General features: G+C 69.4%; 17 protein-coding genes. 11 read left to right on the top strand and 6 right to left on the bottom strand.

Translation table 11 applies throughout. From position 1 onward, the window contains the following. Positions 1–111: 111 nt before the first annotated feature. The 5 genes from eda to zwf all read right to left on the bottom strand — a co-directional run bounded on the left by eda (position 112) and on the right by zwf (position 5,965). Positions 112–771, bottom strand: coding sequence for a bifunctional 4-hydroxy-2-oxoglutarate aldolase/2-dehydro-3-deoxy-phosphogluconate aldolase (eda, locus tag ARC20_RS02100; RefSeq protein WP_057643575.1), 660 nt, complete (start codon positions 769–771; stop codon positions 112–114). Positions 772–807: 36 nt separating this feature from the next. Next, on the bottom strand, positions 808–2,724 hold the full coding sequence (edd, locus tag ARC20_RS02095; RefSeq protein WP_057643572.1) for a phosphogluconate dehydratase: 1,917 nt from the start codon (positions 2,722–2,724) through the stop codon (positions 808–810). Positions 2,725–2,823: 99 nt separating this feature from the next. Next, positions 2,824–3,540 (bottom strand): 6-phosphogluconolactonase, encoded by a 717-nt coding sequence (gene pgl, locus ARC20_RS02090; RefSeq protein ID WP_057643568.1) that lies wholly within the window; start codon positions 3,538–3,540, stop codon positions 2,824–2,826. Beyond that, entirely contained in the window at positions 3,537–4,541 is a 1,005-nt protein-coding gene (glk, locus tag ARC20_RS02085) for a glucokinase (protein ID WP_057643565.1), read from the bottom strand. The genes pgl and glk overlap by 4 nt, the downstream gene beginning before the upstream one ends. Then, on the bottom strand, positions 4,538–5,965 hold the full coding sequence (zwf, locus tag ARC20_RS02080) for a glucose-6-phosphate dehydrogenase (protein ID WP_057643560.1): 1,428 nt from the start codon (positions 5,963–5,965) through the stop codon (positions 4,538–4,540). Before zwf ends, glk begins: the two co-directional genes overlap by 4 nt. A gap of 441 nt (positions 5,966–6,406) precedes the next feature. On the opposite strand from zwf, the gene ARC20_RS02075 reads away from it, so the two are divergent. After that, positions 6,407–7,471 (top strand): ABC transporter ATP-binding protein, encoded by a 1,065-nt coding sequence (locus tag ARC20_RS02075; RefSeq protein WP_057643556.1) that lies wholly within the window; start codon positions 6,407–6,409, stop codon positions 7,469–7,471. 18 nt (positions 7,472–7,489) lie between these two features. On the opposite strand, the gene ygfZ is transcribed toward ARC20_RS02075, so the two are convergent. Next, a complete protein-coding gene (gene ygfZ, locus ARC20_RS02070; protein ID WP_057643553.1) occupies positions 7,490–8,344 on the bottom strand; it encodes a CAF17-like 4Fe-4S cluster assembly/insertion protein YgfZ in 855 nt (284 codons plus the stop codon). Between the two features lie 39 nt (positions 8,345–8,383). On the opposite strand from ygfZ, the gene ARC20_RS17850 reads away from it, so the two are divergent. The 10 genes from ARC20_RS17850 to ARC20_RS02025 all read left to right on the top strand — a co-directional run bounded on the left by ARC20_RS17850 (position 8,384) and on the right by ARC20_RS02025 (position 18,155). After that, positions 8,384–8,551 carry a DUF1674 domain-containing protein gene (locus ARC20_RS17850; RefSeq protein ID WP_081417990.1) on the top strand — a complete coding sequence of 56 codons (168 nt, stop codon included), beginning with the start codon at positions 8,384–8,386 and terminating at the stop codon, positions 8,549–8,551. A 54-nt stretch (positions 8,552–8,605) separates the two neighbouring features. Continuing rightward, positions 8,606–9,001 (top strand): succinate dehydrogenase, cytochrome b556 subunit, encoded by a 396-nt coding sequence (gene sdhC, locus ARC20_RS02065; RefSeq protein ID WP_057643549.1) that lies wholly within the window; start codon positions 8,606–8,608, stop codon positions 8,999–9,001. Next, positions 8,998–9,381, top strand: coding sequence for a succinate dehydrogenase, hydrophobic membrane anchor protein (gene sdhD / locus ARC20_RS02060; protein ID WP_057643546.1), 384 nt, complete (start codon positions 8,998–9,000; stop codon positions 9,379–9,381). The genes sdhC and sdhD overlap by 4 nt, the downstream gene beginning before the upstream one ends. A 6-nt stretch (positions 9,382–9,387) precedes the next feature. Further along, on the top strand, positions 9,388–11,178 hold the full coding sequence (sdhA, locus tag ARC20_RS02055) for a succinate dehydrogenase flavoprotein subunit (RefSeq protein WP_057643544.1): 1,791 nt from the start codon (positions 9,388–9,390) through the stop codon (positions 11,176–11,178). Positions 11,179–11,267: 89 nt separating this feature from the next. Further along, positions 11,268–12,050, top strand: coding sequence for a succinate dehydrogenase iron-sulfur subunit (locus tag ARC20_RS02050; protein ID WP_057643542.1), 783 nt, complete (start codon positions 11,268–11,270; stop codon positions 12,048–12,050). Between the two features lie 114 nt (positions 12,051–12,164). Next, a complete protein-coding gene (locus tag ARC20_RS02045) occupies positions 12,165–12,413 on the top strand; it encodes an FAD assembly factor SdhE (protein WP_057643539.1) in 249 nt (82 codons plus the stop codon). 426 nt (positions 12,414–12,839) lie between these two features. Continuing rightward, complete coding sequence (locus ARC20_RS02040) at positions 12,840–14,081, top strand: lipoprotein-releasing ABC transporter permease subunit (protein ID WP_057643535.1); 1,242 nt, start codon at positions 12,840–12,842, stop codon at positions 14,079–14,081. After that, the gene (gene lolD, locus ARC20_RS02035) at positions 14,074–14,790 is read left to right on the top strand and encodes a lipoprotein-releasing ABC transporter ATP-binding protein LolD (protein ID WP_057643533.1); all 717 of its coding nucleotides are present in this window, start codon (positions 14,074–14,076) and stop codon (positions 14,788–14,790) included. Before ARC20_RS02040 ends, lolD begins: the two co-directional genes overlap by 8 nt. Positions 14,791–15,031: 241 nt before the next feature. Next, positions 15,032–17,581 (top strand): DNA internalization-related competence protein ComEC/Rec2, encoded by a 2,550-nt coding sequence (locus tag ARC20_RS02030; RefSeq protein WP_057643530.1) that lies wholly within the window; start codon positions 15,032–15,034, stop codon positions 17,579–17,581. Beyond that, complete coding sequence (locus ARC20_RS02025) at positions 17,472–18,155, top strand: MotA/TolQ/ExbB proton channel family protein (RefSeq protein WP_057643527.1); 684 nt, start codon at positions 17,472–17,474, stop codon at positions 18,153–18,155. Before ARC20_RS02030 ends, ARC20_RS02025 begins: the two co-directional genes overlap by 110 nt.

The following is an 18,155-nucleotide window of genomic DNA, read 5'->3' as shown; positions in this document are numbered from 1 at the left end:
GCGGGTGCTGTGAGCGCCGCTTGCAACGCGAAGTAGAAGCCACCTGATGCCGCCCAAAAAGAATGCCGCGCAAAGCGCGGCATTCCTTCAAAGCAACAAAGCGGGAAAAACTTACGCGCCCCGCGCCTGCGCCACGATCTTCGCCGCGGCCGCCGCACTGTCGCGCACCTTGTGCCACTCGCCCTTGGCCAGCCAATCCTTCGGCACCATCCACGAACCGCCGATGCACAGCACGTTCGGCTGCGACAGATACTGGCCCGCCGTCTCCTCGCTGATGCCACCGGTCGGGCACAGCTTCAGCTCCGCCAGCGGACCGGCCAGCCCCTTGATCATCTGCAGGCCGCCCACCGCCGAAGCCGGGAACAGCTTGCACACCCGGAAACCGCGGCCCATCAAACCCAGGAACTCCGTCGGCGTCGCCGCTCCCGGCACCACCGGGATCGGCGCGGCGGCCAGCAGGTCGGCCAGCGCCGGCGGCGTGCCCGGCGTCACCAGGAAATCGGCCCCCGCATCGATCGACTGCCGCATCTGCTGCTCGGTCAACACCGTGCCCGCACCCACCACCAGCTCGGGGCGCTCGCGCTTGAGCGTGGCCAGCGCGTCCATCGCCACCGGCGTACGCAGGGTCAGCTCGATCGCCGGCAGGCCGCCTTCCAGCAGCGCGTCGGTGACCGCCCGCGCCTGGTCCAGGCTGTCGACGGTGATGACCGGGAGGATGCCGGCCTGCAACAGCAGCAGTTCGGCGCGGTTCTGGAGATCGGCAATCGTCATGGTGTCCTCGATACCTTGCTAAGTGGGGCAGGGCGCTTACGCGTCCTTGGCTTCGTGCGGGGCAGCCGCGGCGGCGGCATCGCCCCCGAGCTCGTATTCGGCGTCGTACTCCCAGATCGTCCCGTCGGCCGCCATCGGGCCACAGCCGATCGAGATCGCGCCCTGGTCGGCGGGGCCCACCACCTGGCGGTTGATCGCGAACAGGTTGCGGCCCATGTCATGGCCGGCCGGCGCGGTGTTCGGCGCCAGTTCGCGCGCCGCCCACTCGGTGGCCGACACCTTCACTTCCAGCGTCCCGGCCTCGCCGTCGAGCACGATGATGTCGCCCTCGCGGATGCGTGCGATCGGACCGCCGCGCGCCGCTTCCGGCGTCACGTGGATCGCCGCGGGAATCTTGCCCGACGCGCCAGACAGGCGGCCGTCGGTGACCAGCGCCACCCGGCGGCCCTGGTTCTGCAGCAGGCCCAGCAGCGGCGCCAGCGAATGCAGCTCCGGCATGCCGTTCGCGCGCGGACCCTGGTAACGCACCACCGCCACGAAATCCTGCGGCAACGCGCCGGCGGCATGCAGCTTGTTGAGCACCTGCGGCGCATCGACCACCACGGCCGGCGCCTCGATGCGGCGGTACTGCGGCTTCACCGCCGACAGCTTGATCAGCGAGCGGCCGACATTGCCGCGCAGCAGGCGCAGGCCGCCCTGGCTTTCGAATGCATCGGCCACCGGGCGCGCCACTTCGGTATCGGCGCTGGTCGTCGTGCCCGGCACGAACACCACCTTGCCCTCCTGCAGGCGCGGCTCCTGCGCGAACGCGCGCATGCCGCCTTCGACGATCGTCGGCAGGTCGTCGTGCATCAGCCCGGCGTCCATCAGTTCGCGGAACACGAACGAAGTGCCGCCAGCCGCGTGGAAGCGGTTCACGTCGGCTTCGCCATTCGGATACACGCGCGCCAGCAGCGGCACGGTCTGCGAAATCAGGTCCATGTCGTCCCAGGTCAGGACGATGCCGGCCGCGCGCGCCACCGCGATCCAGTGGATGGTGTGGTTGGTCGAACCGCCGGTGGCCATCAGCGCCACGATGGCGTTGACGATGGCGCGCTCGTCGATCAGCCGGCCGAACGGACGGAAGTCCTCGCCCAGCGCGGTGATCGCCAGTGCGCGCTCGGCCGCGGTGTGGGTGAGCGCATCGCGCAGCGGCGTGCCCGGGTTGATGAAGGACGCGCCGGGCAGCTGCACGCCCATCGCTTCCAGCAGCACCTGGTTGGAGTTCGCCGTGCCGTAGAACGTGCAGGTGCCCGGCGCGTGGTACGACGACGCCTCGGCTTCCAGCAGTTCGGCGCGGGTCGCCTCGCCGGCGGCGTAGCGCTCGCGCACTTCGGCCTTCTGCTTGTTCGGAATGCCCGGCGTCATCGGGCCGGCCGGCAGGAACACCGCCGGCAGGTGGCCGAACGCCAGCGCGCCGATCAGCAGGCCCGGCACGATCTTGTCGCACACGCCGAGGTAGACGGTGGTGTCGAACATGTCATGGCTCAGGCCGATCGCGGTGGCCTGCGCGATGACATCGCGCGAGAACAGCGACAGCTCCATGCCGGCGCGGCCCTGGGTGACGCCGTCGCACATCGCCGGCACGCCGCCGGCGACCTGCGCGGTGGCGCCGAGCGCGCGCGCGGTTTCGCGGATCAGTTCGGGGTAGTGCTCGAACGGCTGGTGCGCCGAGAGCATGTCGTTGTAGGCGGTGATGATGCCCAGGTTCGGCGTGACGCTGCCGCGCAGGCGGTCCTTGTCGGTCGGGCCGCAGGCGGCGAAACCGTGGGCGAGGTTGCCGCAGCTCAGGCGGCTGCGGAACGGGCCGTCGCGCAGGGCGGCGTCGATGCCGGCGAGATAGGCGGCGCGCGAGGCGGCGCTGCGCAGGCGGATGCGTTCGGTGACGGCTTGGATGTTCGGATGCAGGCTCATTGGCAGGCGGCTATGAGTGGGAGGCCACGCGGGCGCCGGTGGGGCGTGCGGCGGGACGGGAAGGACGACGGCAGTTGGCCGTCGCCCGCGGGGCACGCGTCATGCGCACCAGTGGACCCGCAGGTGCGCGCCAGGCTGCTGGATCGCGACGCGGATGGGGTATTGCGTGGGATCTTCGCCGGCCAGGGCGGCTTCGAGCATGTCCAGCTTCTGCTTGCCACGCAGCAGCAGCAGGCGCGTTTCGCACTGTTCCAGGCCGAGCGGGGTGAGCGTGATGCGCAGCGGCCAGGTGTTGGCGCCCGGGCAGCCGGTCGCGTCGAGCGCGGCGTAGGGCTGCTGGCTGGCCAGCGCCTTGGGCAGGTCGATCGAGCCGGGGAACAGCGAGGCAGTGTGGCCGTCGCCGCCCATGCCCAGCACCGCCAGGCACGGCGGCGCGGCGTGGGTGGCGTGCAGGTTGGCGTCGTGCACGCAGTCGGTCAGCGACTTGCCCTGGCGCACCAGCGGCACGAACTGCGCGCCTTCGGCGCGGTCGAGCAGGCTGTGGCGCACGAGATAGGCGTTGCTGTCCGGATCCTGCGGCGAGAGCCAGCGCTCGTCGACCAGGCCGACCTCGATCTTGTCCCACTCCAGCGCCTGCAGCGCCAGCGCTTCGTACACCGGCGCCGGCGTGGTGCCACCGGAGAGCAGCATGCGGGCGTGCCCGCGCTTGCCGATCTCGTGGCCGAGGATGCTGGCCATCTCCTCGGCGATGCCCGCCACCCAGGCGTCGGCATCGTCGTGGCGGATCAGCGAAATGCGGTCGCGCGACGGGCTCATGCGCGGTTCCCCCGGTTGCGTTCGACATCCACCGCGTACGCGGCCGAGCCGAGCAGGCCGGCATGCGGATGCATCACCGCCAGCGACGGCACGCGCGACATGATCGCCGAGAAGCGGCCCTTGTTCTCGAAGCGCTGGCGGAAGCCGGAATGCTGCAGCGAATCGAGCATGCGCGGCACCAGGCCGCCGGTGAGGAACACGCCGTCCCAGGCACCCTGCATCAGCACCATGTCGCCGGCGATGGCGCCGAAGATGGCGCAGAACAGGTCCACCGAACGCGCGGCGCGGGCATCGCCGGAGGCGGCGCGCGCGGTGATGTCCGAAGGCTTGAGCGGGCCCGGGTCGGCGCCGGCGATCTCGCTCAGCGCGCGGTGGATGTTGACCAGGCCGGGGCCACAGATCAGGCGCTCGTTGGAGACGCGGCCGAACTGCTGGGAGAGGATCTCCAGGATGCGGATTTCCTCCGGCGTGCCGGGCGGGAAGCTGACATGGCCGCCCTCGGTTTCCAGCGGATAGCAGCGGCCGTCGCGGATGAGCAGGCCGCCCACGCCCAAGCCGGTGCCCGGGCCGATGACGCCGTAGTTGCGCGGCTGGCGGATATCGGCCGGCTCCCAGCTGGCGCCGCCCACCTGCACCACGTCCTGCGGGCGCAGCAGGCTGATGGCCATTGCCTGGGCGGCGAAATCGTTGATCAGGTGCAGCTCGTTGAAGCCGAGCATTGCGGCGGTGCGCGAGCGCGAGATCACCCACGGGTGGTTGGTGATGCGCGCTTCATCGCCATCGACGCGGCCGGCCACGGCGAACACGCCCTGCTGGGCCGTCGCGCCGATCTGGTCCAGGTAATGCTGGGCCGCCTCGCCGAGCGAGGCGAAATCGACCACCGCGAACTCGCGCACGCTGTCTTCCAGCAGCGGCATCGAGGCTTCGAGGTCGGCCAGGGCGAAGCGCGCGTTGGTGCCGCCGATATCGGCGACCAGCACCGGCTGCATCGCCGCGCTCATGCCTGTGCCTCCTGGTCGATGCCCGGCGGCAGGAACGTGGTGGCCGAGGTCGGGCCCCAGGTGCCGGCGGGGTAGGGCTGCAGCGGCAGCTCGGCGGCCTTCCAGGCGGCGCTGACGCTGTCGATCCACGCCCAGGCCGCGCGCACTTCGTCGTCACGCACGAACAGCGCGTGGTTGCCGTTGAACGCATCCAGGAACAGGCGCTCGTAGGCGATGCGGCGGTGCAGGCCGGTGGGCACGGAGAGTTCCAGCTCCAGCGGCTGCAGTTCCAGCGCGCCCCATTCCGGGCCGGCCAGCGAGCTCATCAGGCCCAGCTCGATGTTTTCCTGCGGCTGCAACTGGAAGGTGAGGCGGTTCGGCGTGGCGTGCTGGCGGTCCGGGCGTTCGAACAGCCAGTGGGTGACCGGCTTGAGCGTGACCACCACGCGGGTGGTGCGCTCGGGCATGCGCTTGCCGGTGCACAGGTGGAACGGCACGCCTTCCCAGCGCCAGTTGTCGATGTGCGCGGTGACGCCGACGAAGGTCTCCACGTCGCTGCCTTCCGGCGGCTGGTAGGCCTGCGCGGGGTGGCCGTTGATCGTGCCGGCGGTGTAGCGGCCACGCACGCTGTCGCGCGCGGCGTGTTCGGCCTTGAGCGGGCGCAACGCGCGCAGCACCTTGACCTTCTCGTCGCGGATGCGATCGGATTCGAGCGATGCCGGCGGCTCCATCGCCACCAGGCACAGCAGCTGCAGGATGTGGCTCTGCACCATGTCGCGCAGCGCGCCGGAACGCGCGTAGTAGGCATCGCGCCCGTCCACGCCCTCGCTCTCGGCGACCAGGATCTGCACCGATTCGATGTAGTTGCGGTTCCACACCGCTTCCAGCAGCGTGTTGCCGAAACGCAGCGCGATCAGGTTCTGCACCGCGGCCTTGCCCAGGTAGTGGTCCAGGCGGAACACGCGGTCTTCGTCGATCAGCGCGCCGATCGAACGCAGGATTTCCTCGGCGCTGGTCGAATCGTGGCCGATCGGCTTCTCCAGCATCAGCCGGTTCGGCGCGGCCAGCGCCCCGCCCAGGGCCAGGCCCTGGCAGGTGCTGATGTACAGGCCCGGCGGGATGGCCAGGTAGCTGACGCACTTGCGGTCGGCCAGGTCACGCACGGCAGTGGCGACCGATTCGGCATCGCGCAGGTCCACCGAGCGGTAGTCGATGCGCTGCAGCAGGTTGTCGATGTCCGCGGCGCCAGCGTGCGGCAGTGCCTGCTCCAGGCGCGGGCGAAGGATCTCGCGGAACTTCTCCGTGTCGTGCGGCGACAGCGCCAGCGCGCGGACCTTGAAGTCCTCCGGCAGCAGGCCGTCGATGGACAGTCGCAGCAGCGAGGGGAAGAGATAGCGCTGCGCCAGGTCGCCGGTCGCGCCGAACAGGAAAAGAGTGTTGTGCATTGGCCGAGTTTCAGTTTCTGCTGACATCGTTGTCAATGGCTTGGATCCTGGGTTTCAAAGGACGCTCCGCGGGTGGTTTGTCTCGAAGACGAACGGCCACGAAGCCCGGGCTGGCAGCGCTGTCGTGCGCATTCACACTACGACACGCACTGCCTGACCAAAGTCCCCGATTGTTGCAGGTATGTCGGCGCACCGTCAGGCCCCCCGACGAGATGGCGGGCGCGAGAATGACGATTGATCCGGGCCCGCGTATTCCATACGCGAGCGAACGGTTTTCCAGGTTCATCGTCTTGCTCCTCCCGCTGCCGATGTTGCCAGATGAAAACGCTTACATGTCAGAATAAAACGAATGCATTCGATTGCGAGCAGTTTCATCGGCGACCATTCGAAGCCGGCGCGGCCCTCCGCGCCGTGACGCACGATATCCAAAGAGGCTAGCGAATGGCGAAAGTGCAGTTGGAGAACGTCCGCAAGGTGTACGAGAACGGACAGGTCGCGGTGCAGGGCGCCACGTTCGAGGTCGCCGACGGCGAGCTGATGGTGCTGGTGGGGCCTTCGGGCTGCGGCAAGTCGACCCTGCTGCGCATGATCGCCGGCCTGGAGGACATCACCAGCGGCACGCTGCGCATCGGCGACAAGGTCGTCAACGACGTGGCGCCGAAGGACCGCGACATCGCCATGGTGTTCCAGAGCTACGCGCTCTATCCGCACATGACCGTGCGCGAGAACCTGGCTTTCGGCCTGAAGCTGCGCGGGCACCCGCAGGCGGTGATCGACGAGCGTGTGCGCAACGCCGCGCAGCTGCTCGGGTTGTCGGACATGCTCGACAAGCTGCCCAAGGCGATGTCCGGCGGCCAGCGCCAGCGCGTGGCGCTGGGCCGGGCGATGGTGCGCGAATCGGCCGTGTTCCTGCTCGATGAGCCGCTCTCCAACCTCGATGCCAAGCTGCGCCACAGCGTGCGCACCGAGATCGCGCAGCTGCATCGCAAGCTGGGCACGACGATGGTGTACGTCACCCACGACCAGGTCGAGGCGATGACGCTTGGCCAGCGCATCGTGGTGCTCAACGCCGGCGTGATCCAGCAGATCGACACGCCGATGGCGCTGTACGAACGCCCGGCGAACCTGTTTGTCGCCGGCTTCCTCGGCAGCCCGGCGATGAACGTGCTGCGCGGCACGCTGCAGGGCGATGGCCTGCGCATGGCCGACGGCCGGCAGATTCCGCTCTCGGCGCCGCAGGCGTTGCAGGGCAGGGACGTGCTGGTCGGCATCCGCCCCGAGCACCTGCAGCCGGCGGCCGCGGGCGATACGGTCGCCTTCGAGGGCAAGGTGGAGGGCATTGAGCCGGTGGGCAACGAAATCTTCGTCAACCTCACCCTGGGCGAGCAGTTGCTGGTGATGCGCGTGCCGCCGCAGGCGCTGCCGCCGGTGGGCGAGGGTTTGAAGGTGGCGCTGCATGGCGCGCACCTGCACTTCTTCGACCCGCAGACCGAGCTGCGGCTGTAAGGCGTCAGGCCGGCCCGCTCAGCGGGCCAGGCCTTCCAGCAGGGGCTGGCGTTGCACCGGCACGTCGCCGAGTTGCAGGGCCAGCCCTTCGCTTTCGATCGGCAATACCGCCAGCGCCAGCGTGCCGCCGACGCTGGCCACGCTGCCGGCGGTCTGTTCGCCATGGCGCAGCTCCGCGCCCGGTTGCGTACCGTCGGGCACTTCGACCAGCTGCGCCACGCGCTTGGCCTTGCCGAGGAAATGGGTGCGGGCCACGATTTCCTGGCCGGGGTAGCAGCCCTTCTTGACGCTGTAGGCGGCGAGCCGGTCCAGGCCGATCTGCTGCGGCGTCCACTGCTCGACGGCGCTGTCATCCAGGCGCGGCAGGCCCAGGCGCAGGTCGGCCTGCCGCCACTGCGCCTGGAAACCGGCGTCTTCGACGAAAGGATGAGGCGACAGCCGCAGCGTGCGTGGCAGCGCTGTCGTCCCTAGATCGAAGTCATTCGCATCGCCGTCGATGTCGAGCACGTTGCCGTGCGCCCGTGCCGGGGCTTCGAAGCGGCCGCCGGCATGCAGGTCGTCACGCACGGCGACCTTGACCTTGCGACGGAAAACAAAGCGTTGCAGCTGCGTGGCCAGTGCGTCGGCGCGGCCATCGGCCAGCACCAGCCACAGCGTTTCGGCGGCCGGGCGGCACAGCATGAAGATCGCGATGACCCGTCCCTTGGCGCTCAGCCATGCGCTCCACTGCCACTGTCCGACGGGCAGGGCGGCCAGGTCGTTGGCGAACTGGGCCTGCGCGAAAGCGACCGAATCAAGGCCTTCCAGCGCGATTACCGCGTGCCCGGGCAGCGCGGCAAAAGCAGTTTGCGAAATGTGAAGGTTGTCATGCACGGGGGCGAGGCATAAAATTTGTGCGTTGCGAGACCCACAATGATAGGCCAAACAACCCCCCATCCCGAATCCGAACCCGAAGACGCGGCGCTTCCGGCAGAGCCATCTGCGCAGGAAACCGTGCCGGCGGAGATCGGTGGGCGCGGCGGACTGGATCCGGTGCGCTATGGCGATTGGGAGAAAAACGGTCGCTGCATCGATTTTTGAGCAGCGTGCAGCCAACGCGGCCGCCGTGCCGCCCAGCCGAGTAATAGTCAGCGAATGGCGACCCCAGAACGTCCCCTGTCACCGCACCTGGATGTGTACAAGTGGCAGATCCAGATGGCCACCTCGATCCTGCATCGAGCCACCGGCATCGTCCTGTCCCTTGGCGCCCTGATCATCGCCGCCGCGTTGCTGGCGCTGATGATGGGCCCGCAGCACTGGAACTGCTTCCGCCAGCTCGCCGGCGCCTGGTACGGCCAGCTCTTCCTGTTCGGCTGGTCGTGGTGCTTCGCCTACCACCTGTGCAACGGCATCCGCCACATCGTGCAGGACTTCGGCCACGGCTTCTCGATTCCCGCCTTCGTGCGCAGCAGCTGGCTCTCGGTCGTGGGCAGCCTGGTGATCACCGCGCTGATCTGGGCCTACGTGCTGTGCTGTGGAGGTGTCGCATGAACCGTTTCCGCACCCCGCTCAAGAACGTCCGCGGCCTGGGCGCCGCCAAGACTGGCACCGAGCATTTCGTCCTGCAGCGCCTGACCGCCACCGCGCTGGTCGCGCTGGGCATCTGGTTCGTGCTGTTCGTGCTGAGCCTGCTGGGCGCCGACTATGTGGCGGCCACCGCGGCGATCGCCAAGCCCTGGAACGCCGTGCTGCTGGTCGGCTTCCTGGTGGCGATGTTCTGGCATGCCCAGATCGGCCTGCAGGTCATCCTCGAAGACTACATCCACAACTCGCTTCTGGCCCTGGCGCTGCAGGTCTCGGTGAAATTCATCGCCGTCCTGGGTGCAATCGTCAGTGTTTTCGCGGTCGCTCGCATCGCGCTGGGGAACTGATCACCGATGTCCGCCTACAAGATCACCGAACACAAGTACGACATGGTCGTCGTCGGCGCCGGTGGCGCCGGCCTGCGCGCGACCTTCGGCCTGGCCCAGAAGGGCCTGCAGACCGTCTGCCTGACCAAGGTCTTCCCGACCCGCTCGCACACCGTCGCCGCGCAGGGCGGCATCTCCGCCGCGCTCGGCAACATGGGCGAGGACGACTGGCGCTACCACTTCTACGACACCATCAAGGGGTCGGACTGGCTGGGTGACCAGGACGCCATCGAATACATGTGCCGCGAGGCAATTCCGGCCATCATCGAGCTGGAACACTACGGCGTGCCGTTCTCGCGTACCGAGGAAGGCAAGATCTACCAGCGCCCGTTCGGCGGCATGACCACCAAGTTCGGCGAAGGCCCGCCGGCGCAGCGCACCTGCGCCGCGGCCGACCGTACCGGCCACGCCATGCTGCACACGCTGTACCAGCAGTCGCTGGCCAACAACGCGCGCTTCATGATCGAGTACTTCGCGCTCGACCTGATCTTCGACGAAGAGGGCGTGTGCCGCGGCGTGCTCGCCCTGGACATGGCCGAAGGCTCGCTGCACCTGTTCCGCGCCCACGGCGTGGTGCTGGCCACCGGCGGCTACGGTCGTTCGTACTTCAGCGCCACCTCCGCCCACACCTGTACCGGTGACGGCGGCGGCATGGTGATGCGCGCCGGCCTGCCGATGCAGGACATGGAGTTCGTGCAGTTCCACCCGACCGGCATCTACGGCGCGGGCTGCCTGATCACCGAGGGCGTGCGCGGCGAAGGCGGCATCCTGCGCAACAGCAACGGCGAGCGCTTCATGGAGCGCTACGCCCCGCACTACAAGGACCTGGCCTCGCGCGACGTGGTCAGCCGTTCGATGACCATCGAGATCCGCGAAGGCCGCGGCGTCGGCGAGCACAAGGACCACATCCTGCTCGACCTGACCCACCTGGGCCCGGAAGTGATCAACGAGAAGCTGCCGGGCATCGCCGAGAGCGCCCACATCTTCGCCGGCGTGGACGTGACCAAGGAGCCGATCCCGGTCATCCCGACGGTGCACTACAACATGGGCGGCATCCCGACCAACTACCACGGCGAAGTGGTGCGCAAGGTTGGCGACAACCCGGACGAAGTGGTGCCGGGCCTGTACGCCATCGGCGAAGCGGCCTGCGTGTCGGTGCACGGCGCCAACCGCCTGGGCTCCAACTCGCTGCTCGACCTGGTGGTGTTCGGCCGTTCGGTGGCCAACCGCTGCGCCGAGACGATCAAGACCAACCAGCCGCACAAGCCGCTGCCGGCCGATGCCTGCGACAAGGCGCTGGCGCTGCTGGACAAGCTGCGCAACGCCAACGGCTCCACGCCGACCTCGGTGATCCGCGACAAGATGCAGCGCACCATGCAGGCCGACGCTGCGGTGTTCCGCACCAGCAAGACGCTGGAGGAAGGCTGCCGGAAGATGGACGAGATCTTCGCCATGTTCGAGGACGTCAAGGTGTCGGACCGCTCGCTGGTGTGGAACTCGGACCTGATCGAGACCTACGAGCTGTACAACCTGCTGCTCAACGCCGTGGCCACGATCAACTCGGCCGAACAGCGCAAGGAAAGCCGCGGCGCCCACGCGCACGAGGACTATCCGGACCGCGACGACGTCAACTGGCAGAAGCACACGCTGGTCTCGGTCGACGAGAAGGGCAAGTGCAGCTTCGACTTCCGCCCGGTGCACATGTACACGCTCTCCCAGGACGTGGACGTGGTGCCGCCGAAGCCGCGCGTCTACTGACCTAGCCGGGATGGGGCCCGCGCTGCCCGCCGCCTGACAGGCGGCCGGCGCGAGCCCGGTCCCCAATCCCCTATCCCGGATTCAAAGCCATGGCAGAGTTCACCCTCCCCAAGAATTCCAAGATCGGCAAGGGAAAGCATTTCCCGGCCACGGGCGCCAAGAATGTGCGCACGTTCAAGATCTATCGCTGGAACCCCGATGACGGCGCCAACCCGCGGACCGACACCTACGAGATCGATCTCGACAAGTGCGGCCCGATGGTTCTCGACGCGCTGATCAAGATCAAGAACGAGATCGACCCGACGCTCACGTTCCGCCGTTCGTGCCGCGAAGGCATCTGCGGCTCGTGCGCGATGAACATCGACGGCACCAACACGCTGGCCTGCACCAAGGCGATCAGCGCGTGCGGCAAGGCCGAAGTGCCGATCTACCCGCTGCCGCACATGAGCGTGGTCAAGGACCTGGTGCCGGACCTGACGCACTTCTACGCGCAGTACGCCTCGATCAAGCCGTGGATCCGCACCCAGACCCCGCCGCCGCCGGACCGCGAGCGCCTGCAGTCGCCGGAAGACCGCAAGAAGCTCGACGGCCTGTACGAGTGCATCCTGTGCGCCTGCTGCTCGACCAGCTGCCCGAGCTACTGGTGGAACGGCGAGCGTTACCTGGGCCCGGCGATCCTGCTGCAGGCCTATCGCTGGATCATCGACTCGCGCGACGAGGACACCGGTGCGCGCCTGGACGACCTGGAAGACCCGTTCAAGCTCTACCGCTGCCACACCATCATGAACTGCGCGCGCACCTGCCCGAAGGGTTTGAACCCCGCGCTGGCGATCGCCGAGATCAAGAAGCTGATGATGGCCCGCCGCGCCTGAGCGCCCGGCGGTTGACCGGCCACCGTTCGCGGTGGCCTTGCGCGGCACCGGCCTTTCGGCCTGGTGCCGCGTTCGTTTCGGGCGCCGCGCGCCCTCGCGAGGAAGCCCTGCGTGATGGATGAAGCCACCGAACTGAAGAAGCTGCGCTGGCGCTGCCGCCGCGGCATGCGCGAGCTGGACCGCCTGTTCGACCGCTACCTCGACCGCCGCTGGGCCGAGGCGCCGGAAGCCGAGCGTGCCGTTTTCCGGCTGCTGCTCGAGCGCGAGGACGATAAGTTGTGGCGCTGGTTCATGGGCTACGAGGTGTGCCCGGATGCGTCGCAAGCGGCCCTCATCGAGCGTATCCGCACCCTGCAGGCTTGAGTGGCGGCCCTCGCGCTGGGCGCGACGGGCACTGGCCGGGCTGGTGCCGTGCCTGTGGTTTTCCCTGTACCTGTCGGCGATGCCGGGGTGGGGCCAACTGGCCATCGGAACCATAGCCTGCGGGCTCGCGCTGCGCGAGGCGCGCGTGATGTCGCGGCGGCCCCCGCATCGCTTCCTGTTGCCGTGGGGCAGGGCGCCGGCCCACGTGGACGGCCGGCCCGTGGCCGACCTTCGCATCGAATGGACCGGCCCGCTGGTGCGGGTGTCGTGGCGGCGCGGGCCGCGTGGCCGCCAAGGCGTGCTGTTCTGGCCCGACACCCTGCCGCCAGCGCAACGACGTGAACTGCGACTGGCCGCTCGCGGCCGTGTGGTTTCGTCCTCACGCCCGGGAATGGCACCATAGCCTCCCCTGAACGGTCGCAGCGCATGTTCAAACCCCTTCCTGTCGCCATCGGTCTGCGTTACCTGCGTGCCAAGCGCCGCAACGGTTTCATCTCCTTCATCTCGATGGCGTCGATCCTGGGCATCGCCCTCGGGGTCACCGTGCTGATCACCACGCTGGCGGTGATGAGTGGTTTCCAGAAGGAAATCCGCGACCGCCTGCTGCAGATGGCCGCCCATGCCACCGTCAGCGCCGACGGCGCGCCGCTGCGCGATTGGGAAACCGCCCTGCGCGTGGCCAGCGCCGATCCGCGCGTGGCCGGCGCGGCGCCCTATATCGAAAGCCAGGCGTTGATCACCGGCACCCGCAACCAGCCGGCCATCGTGCGCGGCGTGGTGCCGGCGCAGGAAGACAAGGTCTCGGTGCTGTCGCAGAAGATGAAGCAGGGCTCGACCGACAGCCTGACCCCCGGCTCGTACAACATCCTGCTCGGGCAGGAACTGGCGTTGTGGCTGGGCGTGAACGTCGGCGACAAGGTCGTGGTGATGCTGGCCGAGCCGCAGGCCACGCCGTTCGGCGCGGCGCCGCGCTACAAGCGCTTCACCGTCAGCGGCATCTTCGAAGCCGGCTACAACGAGATCGACCGCGGCCTGGCCGTGGCCAACATGGAAGACATGGCGCGCGTGCTGCGCATGGACGGCGTCACCGGCGTGCGGCTGAAGCTCTACGACATGGACCGCGCCTGGGAAGTGGCCAGCGACCTGGCGCTGAAACTCCCCGGCGACCACCGCGTCAGCGACTGGACGCAGGAAAACGCCAACCTCTACCACTCCCTGCGCATGGAAAAGACGGTGATGGGCATCCTGCTCTCGCTGATCATCGCCATGGGCGCGTTCAACCTGGTTTCCTCGCAGGTGATGCTGGTGACCGACAAGCAGGCCGACATCGCGATCCTGCGCACGCTGGGCCTGACCCCGGGCGGGGTGATGAAGGTCTTCATGGTGCAGGGTTCGTTGATCGGCATCATCGGCACCGTGCTGGGCGTGGTCGGCGGCATCACGCTGACGCTCAACCTGGAGCGCATCCTCGGCGCGATCGAGACGCTGTTCCACATCAAGCTGCTCCCGGAGGATGTCTACTACATCACCGGCCTGCCCACCGACATGCAGACCCCCGACGTGGTGGCGATCACCGTCGTCGCCCTGCTGATGAGTTTCCTGGCGACCCTGTATCCGGCCTGGCGCGCGGCGCGCACGCAGCCGGCGGAGGCGCTGCGCTATGAATGAGGCCGCGATGAGCTCCACCCCCGTGATCCGTGCCGTCGGCCTGGGCAAGACCTACGCCGAGGGGCGCATGCGCACGCCGGTGTTCGACGGGCTGGACCTGTCGGTCGCCCCGGGCGAGACGGTGGCCATCGTCGGCGCTTCCGGCGCCGGCAAGAGCACGCTGCTGCACCTGCTCGGCGGCCTGGACGTGCCCAGCGCCGGCGAGGTGCACGTGGCCGGGCAGTCGATGTCCGAACTCTCCGATGGCGAGCGCGGCCGCCTGCGCAATCGCGCACTCGGCTTCGTCTACCAGTTCCACCACCTGCTGCCGGAATTCACCGCGCTGGAAAACGTGATGATGCCGGTGCTGCTGGCCGGCGAGGACGTGGCCCCGGCGCGCGCGCGCGCTTCGCAGCTGCTGGAGGCGGTCGGCCTGGGCCATCGCCTGGAGCACAAGCCGGGAGAACTGTCCGGTGGCGAGCGCCAGCGCGCCGCGGTGGCGCGTGCGCTGGTCAACCGCCCGGCCTGCGTGCTGGGCGACGAACCGACCGGCAACCTCGACGACCGCACCGCGGCGACGGTGTTCGAGCTGATGCTCGACCTCAACCGCCAGCACCGCACCAGCCTGGTCCTGGTGACGCACGACCGCGGGCTGGCGTTCAAGCTCGACCGCGTGCTGGAACTGCACGAAGGCCGCCTGCGCCAGCTGTCCGCGCCGACTGCCGCGTAAGCCCACGGCCGGCCAAGCCGATTTCCGAATCCCGGCACGTCCATCGCCTATGCGCGATGGCGTGCTTTCCCGCTGCCCGGCATCCGGGCGTCTGTCTAACCTGTTCCCCGTGACGTGCCGGTGCCGTCGGCGAGGGCGACGGGCCTGTTCCGCGCAGCCCCCCTGAGGCGCAGTACCGTCGGCCCCCGGGTGCCGGTGGCGCCGGCCGTCACACCTCGGAGTGGGGCGCAGGGAGGCGCGGATGTCGATCGTCGATGGGCGCGGATACCGCGGTGCCGTGTCGTTGCCTTCGGGCGCCATCGTCGCGCTTTGGGCGGGGGCGAGCCTGGCGGCTTGGTCCGGCACGCCGTGGCCTGTGCTTGGCATCGTGGTGTGCGGGCTGGTGGCGGTGATCTGTTTCGCGGCGGCGCTTGTGCGGCGTCTGCGGCAGGGCGCTCGCGTGGCGTTGATCGTGCTCGCCTTCGGTGGTTTCGGCGCGGCATGGACGGCTGGCCACGCGGTGTCGGTGCTTCGCGCGCAATGGCCGGTCGCGCGGGAAGCGCAGGAGGTCGAGGTGCAAGGCCAGGTGGTGTCGCTGCCGGTGATGGATGCACGTCGCACGCGCTTCCTGTTGCGCGTGGATGATGCGCCAGGCTCGCCGACCGTGCTGCGCGGGCAGCTGCTGCAGCTGGCCTGGTATGACGATTTCGATGCCCGCGCGCCCGGGCCGCGCATTGCCCTGCAGGCGGGCGAGCATTGGCGCCTTTGGGTGCGCCTGCGGGCGCCGCGAGGCCTGCGCAACCCCGGGGGCACGGACGTGGAGCGGCATGCCGCCGCGTCGGGTGTCGTCGCCATGGGGCATGTGCGGCAGCCCGAAGCCGCCATGCGGCTGGGCCACGCGCGGGGGTTGGTCGCCTGGCGTGATGGCATGAGCCGGCGCATCGCCACCGCCGTGCAGGGGCCGGGCGCACGCTTCGTGCAGGCGCTGGCGCTGGGTGATACGCGCGCCCTTGCACCGGCCGACTGGCAGATGCTGCGCGCCACTGGGCTGACCCACCTCGTGGCGATCTCCGGCTTCCATGTCGGCATCGTGGCGCTGGCCGCCGCGTGGATGCTTCGCGGCGCATGGTGGGTGTGGCCCGCCTTGGCGCGGCGCTGGCCCGCGACACCCGCCATGGGGTGCGCCGCGCTGTGCGCCGCCGCAGCCTATGCGGCCGTGGCGGGCGGCTCGCTGCCCACGCTGCGCACCGTGCTGATGATCGCCGCGGTATGCGTGGCCCGGATGGCGCGCAGGCGGGTGACCGCACTGCGGGCGCTCGGGCTGGCGATGATGGGCGTGCTGCTGGTCGATCCTCTCTCTTTGCTCCTGCCGGGTTTCTGGCTGAGCTTCGGGGGCGTGGCCTGCCTGTCCGCGCTGATGCCGTCCGGCGAGCGGCGCGTGCCGGTCGTGGTGACGTTCCTGCGCGCGCAGTGGGTCGCCACGTTGTGCCTGTTGCCGGTGTCGGTGGCGTGGTTCGCGCAGGCATCGTGGGTGGGGCCGCTGGTGAACCTGCTGGCGATTCCGTGGTGGAGCCTCGTCGTCGTGCCGCTGGCTTTGCTGGGGCTGGCGCTGGAAGCCGCATGGCCGGGAGCGGGCTCGTGGGCGTGGCGACTGGCCGAAACCTGTTTCACCGCCAGCTGGCGGCTGTTCTCCTGGGCAGGCAGCAGTCCGTACGCGCAGGCGGGATGGCCGGATGCCGGCCGATGGGCCGTGGCGCTGGCGCTGCTGGGCGCGACGTGGTGGCTGCTGCCTCGTGGCATGCCCGGAAAGGCGCTGGCCACGCTGCTGTGGCTGGCGCTGGCCTGGCCGGATACGCGGCGGCCGCGGGAAGGCGAGGTCGAACTGGCCGTGCTCGACGTGGGGCAGGGGCTCGCGGTGCTGGTGCGCACCCGCCACCACGCGCTGTTGTACGACGCCGGCCCGCGCGTGGACGACGGGTTCGATGCCGGGGAGCGCGTCGTGCTGCCGGCGTTGCGTGCGCTCGGGGTCGGGCGGCTCGATGCGCTGGTGGTGAGCCATGGGGATAGCGACCATGCCGGTGGGGTCGCGGCCGTGATGGCCGACAAGCCGGTGGCGCAGGTGCGCGCGCCGCCCGCAATGCCGGGTGTCGAAGCGGCTTCGCCGTGTCGTCGTGGTCACCAGTGGCGCTGGGATGGAGTGGCCTTCCGCTTCCTGCATCCGCCCGATGGCTTCCCTTACCTGGGCAACGAATCCAGCTGCGTGCTGCGCATCGAGGCGGGCCATCGCGCCGCGCTGCTGACCGGCGATATCGGCAAGGTCATCGAGCAGCGGCTGCTGCGGCTGGCCCCGGCGGATCTGCGCGCCGAGGTCGTGATCGTCCCGCATCACGGCAGTGCGGGGTCCTCCAGTGCGCGTTTCATCGCCGCCACCCATGCCCACCTGGCGGTGTTCTCCGCCGGCCACGACAACCGCTTCGGCCATCCGCGCCCCGGCGTGCGGCGGGCCTGGGCGCGGGCAGGGGCGGAAACGCTGGAAACGGCGCGCGCCGGCGCGGTACGGGTCTGGCTGGGCCGGGACGGGCTGGCCGTGCGTGAACAACGTCGCGGGCAACCCCGCTGGTGGGACGCGGAGGAACGCCTGCGCGCGGCTGCTATCCTATCGGCCAGCAAACAGGCGGCCGATCGCGCCGGAGGATCTGAACGTGTGGGAACTGGTCAAGGCGGGCGGCTGGCCCATGGTGCCCCTGCTGCTGCTGGGGGTGCTGGCGCTGGCAATCGTGCTCGAACGCCTGTGGACGCTGCGCCGCAATGAAGTGCTGCCGCCGGGCCTCGGCGAGGAAGTGCGCAACTGGGCGGCGCGCGGCAAGCTCGACCCCTCCCATATCGAATCCCTGCGCCGCAGCTCGCCGCTGGGCGCGCTGCTGGCCGCCGCGCTGGACATGCGCGGCCGTCCGCGCGAGCTGGTGCGCGAACGCATCGAGGACACCGGCCGCCATATCGTCCACCGCATGGAGCGCTTCCTCAACGCGCTTGGCACCATCGCCTCGGCCGGCCCGCTGCTGGGCCTGCTCGGCACCGTCGTCGGCATGATCCAGATGTTCCTGGGCATCCTCGACCACGGCATCGGCGACGTGAACCAGCTGGCCGGCGGCATCGGCAAGGCGCTGGTGTGCACCGCGACCGGCATGATCATCGCGGTGCCCGCGCTGATCTTCCACCGCTACCTCAAGGGCCGCGTCAACGGCTACGTGATCGAGATGGAGCAGGAAGCGACCCTGCTGCTCGACGCGCTGGAGGGCCGTGGCCCGGCCGCCGCAGCTCCGCGCCCGGCCGCGGGCCAGTCGGCGGCGTCGCCGTCGCGCGCACCTGCCACGGCCAAGGGCTGA

The sequence above is a fragment of the Stenotrophomonas panacihumi genome, from assembly GCF_001431645.1.
Classification (GTDB): domain Bacteria; phylum Pseudomonadota; class Gammaproteobacteria; order Xanthomonadales; family Xanthomonadaceae; genus Stenotrophomonas_A; species Stenotrophomonas_A panacihumi.
Note: the sequence above shows the minus strand (reverse complement) of the source record. Positions and strands in the feature narration are given on the sequence as shown.

What these genes read in the sequence shown, in the direction of transcription:
- ARC20_RS02045 (WP_057643539.1), top strand. Translation starts at nt 12,165, where the DNA reads ATGGATGAAGCCACCGAACTGAAGAAGCTGCGCTGGCGCTGCCGCCGC.
- zwf (WP_057643560.1), bottom strand. Translation starts at nt 5,965, where the DNA reads ATGCACAACACTCTTTTCCTGTTCGGCGCGACCGGCGACCTGGCGCAG.
- ARC20_RS02030 (WP_057643530.1), top strand. Translation starts at nt 15,032, where the DNA reads ATGTCGATCGTCGATGGGCGCGGATACCGCGGTGCCGTGTCGTTGCCT.
- eda (WP_057643575.1), bottom strand. Translation starts at nt 771, where the DNA reads ATGACGATTGCCGATCTCCAGAACCGCGCCGAACTGCTGCTGTTGCAG.
- ARC20_RS02050 (WP_057643542.1), top strand. Translation starts at nt 11,268, where the DNA reads ATGGCAGAGTTCACCCTCCCCAAGAATTCCAAGATCGGCAAGGGAAAG.
- ARC20_RS02075 (WP_057643556.1), top strand. Translation starts at nt 6,407, where the DNA reads ATGGCGAAAGTGCAGTTGGAGAACGTCCGCAAGGTGTACGAGAACGGA.
- ARC20_RS17850 (WP_081417990.1), top strand. Translation starts at nt 8,384, where the DNA reads ATGATAGGCCAAACAACCCCCCATCCCGAATCCGAACCCGAAGACGCG.
- edd (WP_057643572.1), bottom strand. Translation starts at nt 2,724, where the DNA reads ATGAGCCTGCATCCGAACATCCAAGCCGTCACCGAACGCATCCGCCTG.
- pgl (WP_057643568.1), bottom strand. Translation starts at nt 3,540, where the DNA reads ATGAGCCCGTCGCGCGACCGCATTTCGCTGATCCGCCACGACGATGCC.
- lolD (WP_057643533.1), top strand. Translation starts at nt 14,074, where the DNA reads ATGAATGAGGCCGCGATGAGCTCCACCCCCGTGATCCGTGCCGTCGGC.
- sdhC (WP_057643549.1), top strand. Translation starts at nt 8,606, where the DNA reads ATGGCGACCCCAGAACGTCCCCTGTCACCGCACCTGGATGTGTACAAG.
- sdhA (WP_057643544.1), top strand. Translation starts at nt 9,388, where the DNA reads ATGTCCGCCTACAAGATCACCGAACACAAGTACGACATGGTCGTCGTC.
- ARC20_RS02040 (WP_057643535.1), top strand. Translation starts at nt 12,840, where the DNA reads ATGTTCAAACCCCTTCCTGTCGCCATCGGTCTGCGTTACCTGCGTGCC.
- sdhD (WP_057643546.1), top strand. Translation starts at nt 8,998, where the DNA reads ATGAACCGTTTCCGCACCCCGCTCAAGAACGTCCGCGGCCTGGGCGCC.
- glk (WP_057643565.1), bottom strand. Translation starts at nt 4,541, where the DNA reads ATGAGCGCGGCGATGCAGCCGGTGCTGGTCGCCGATATCGGCGGCACC.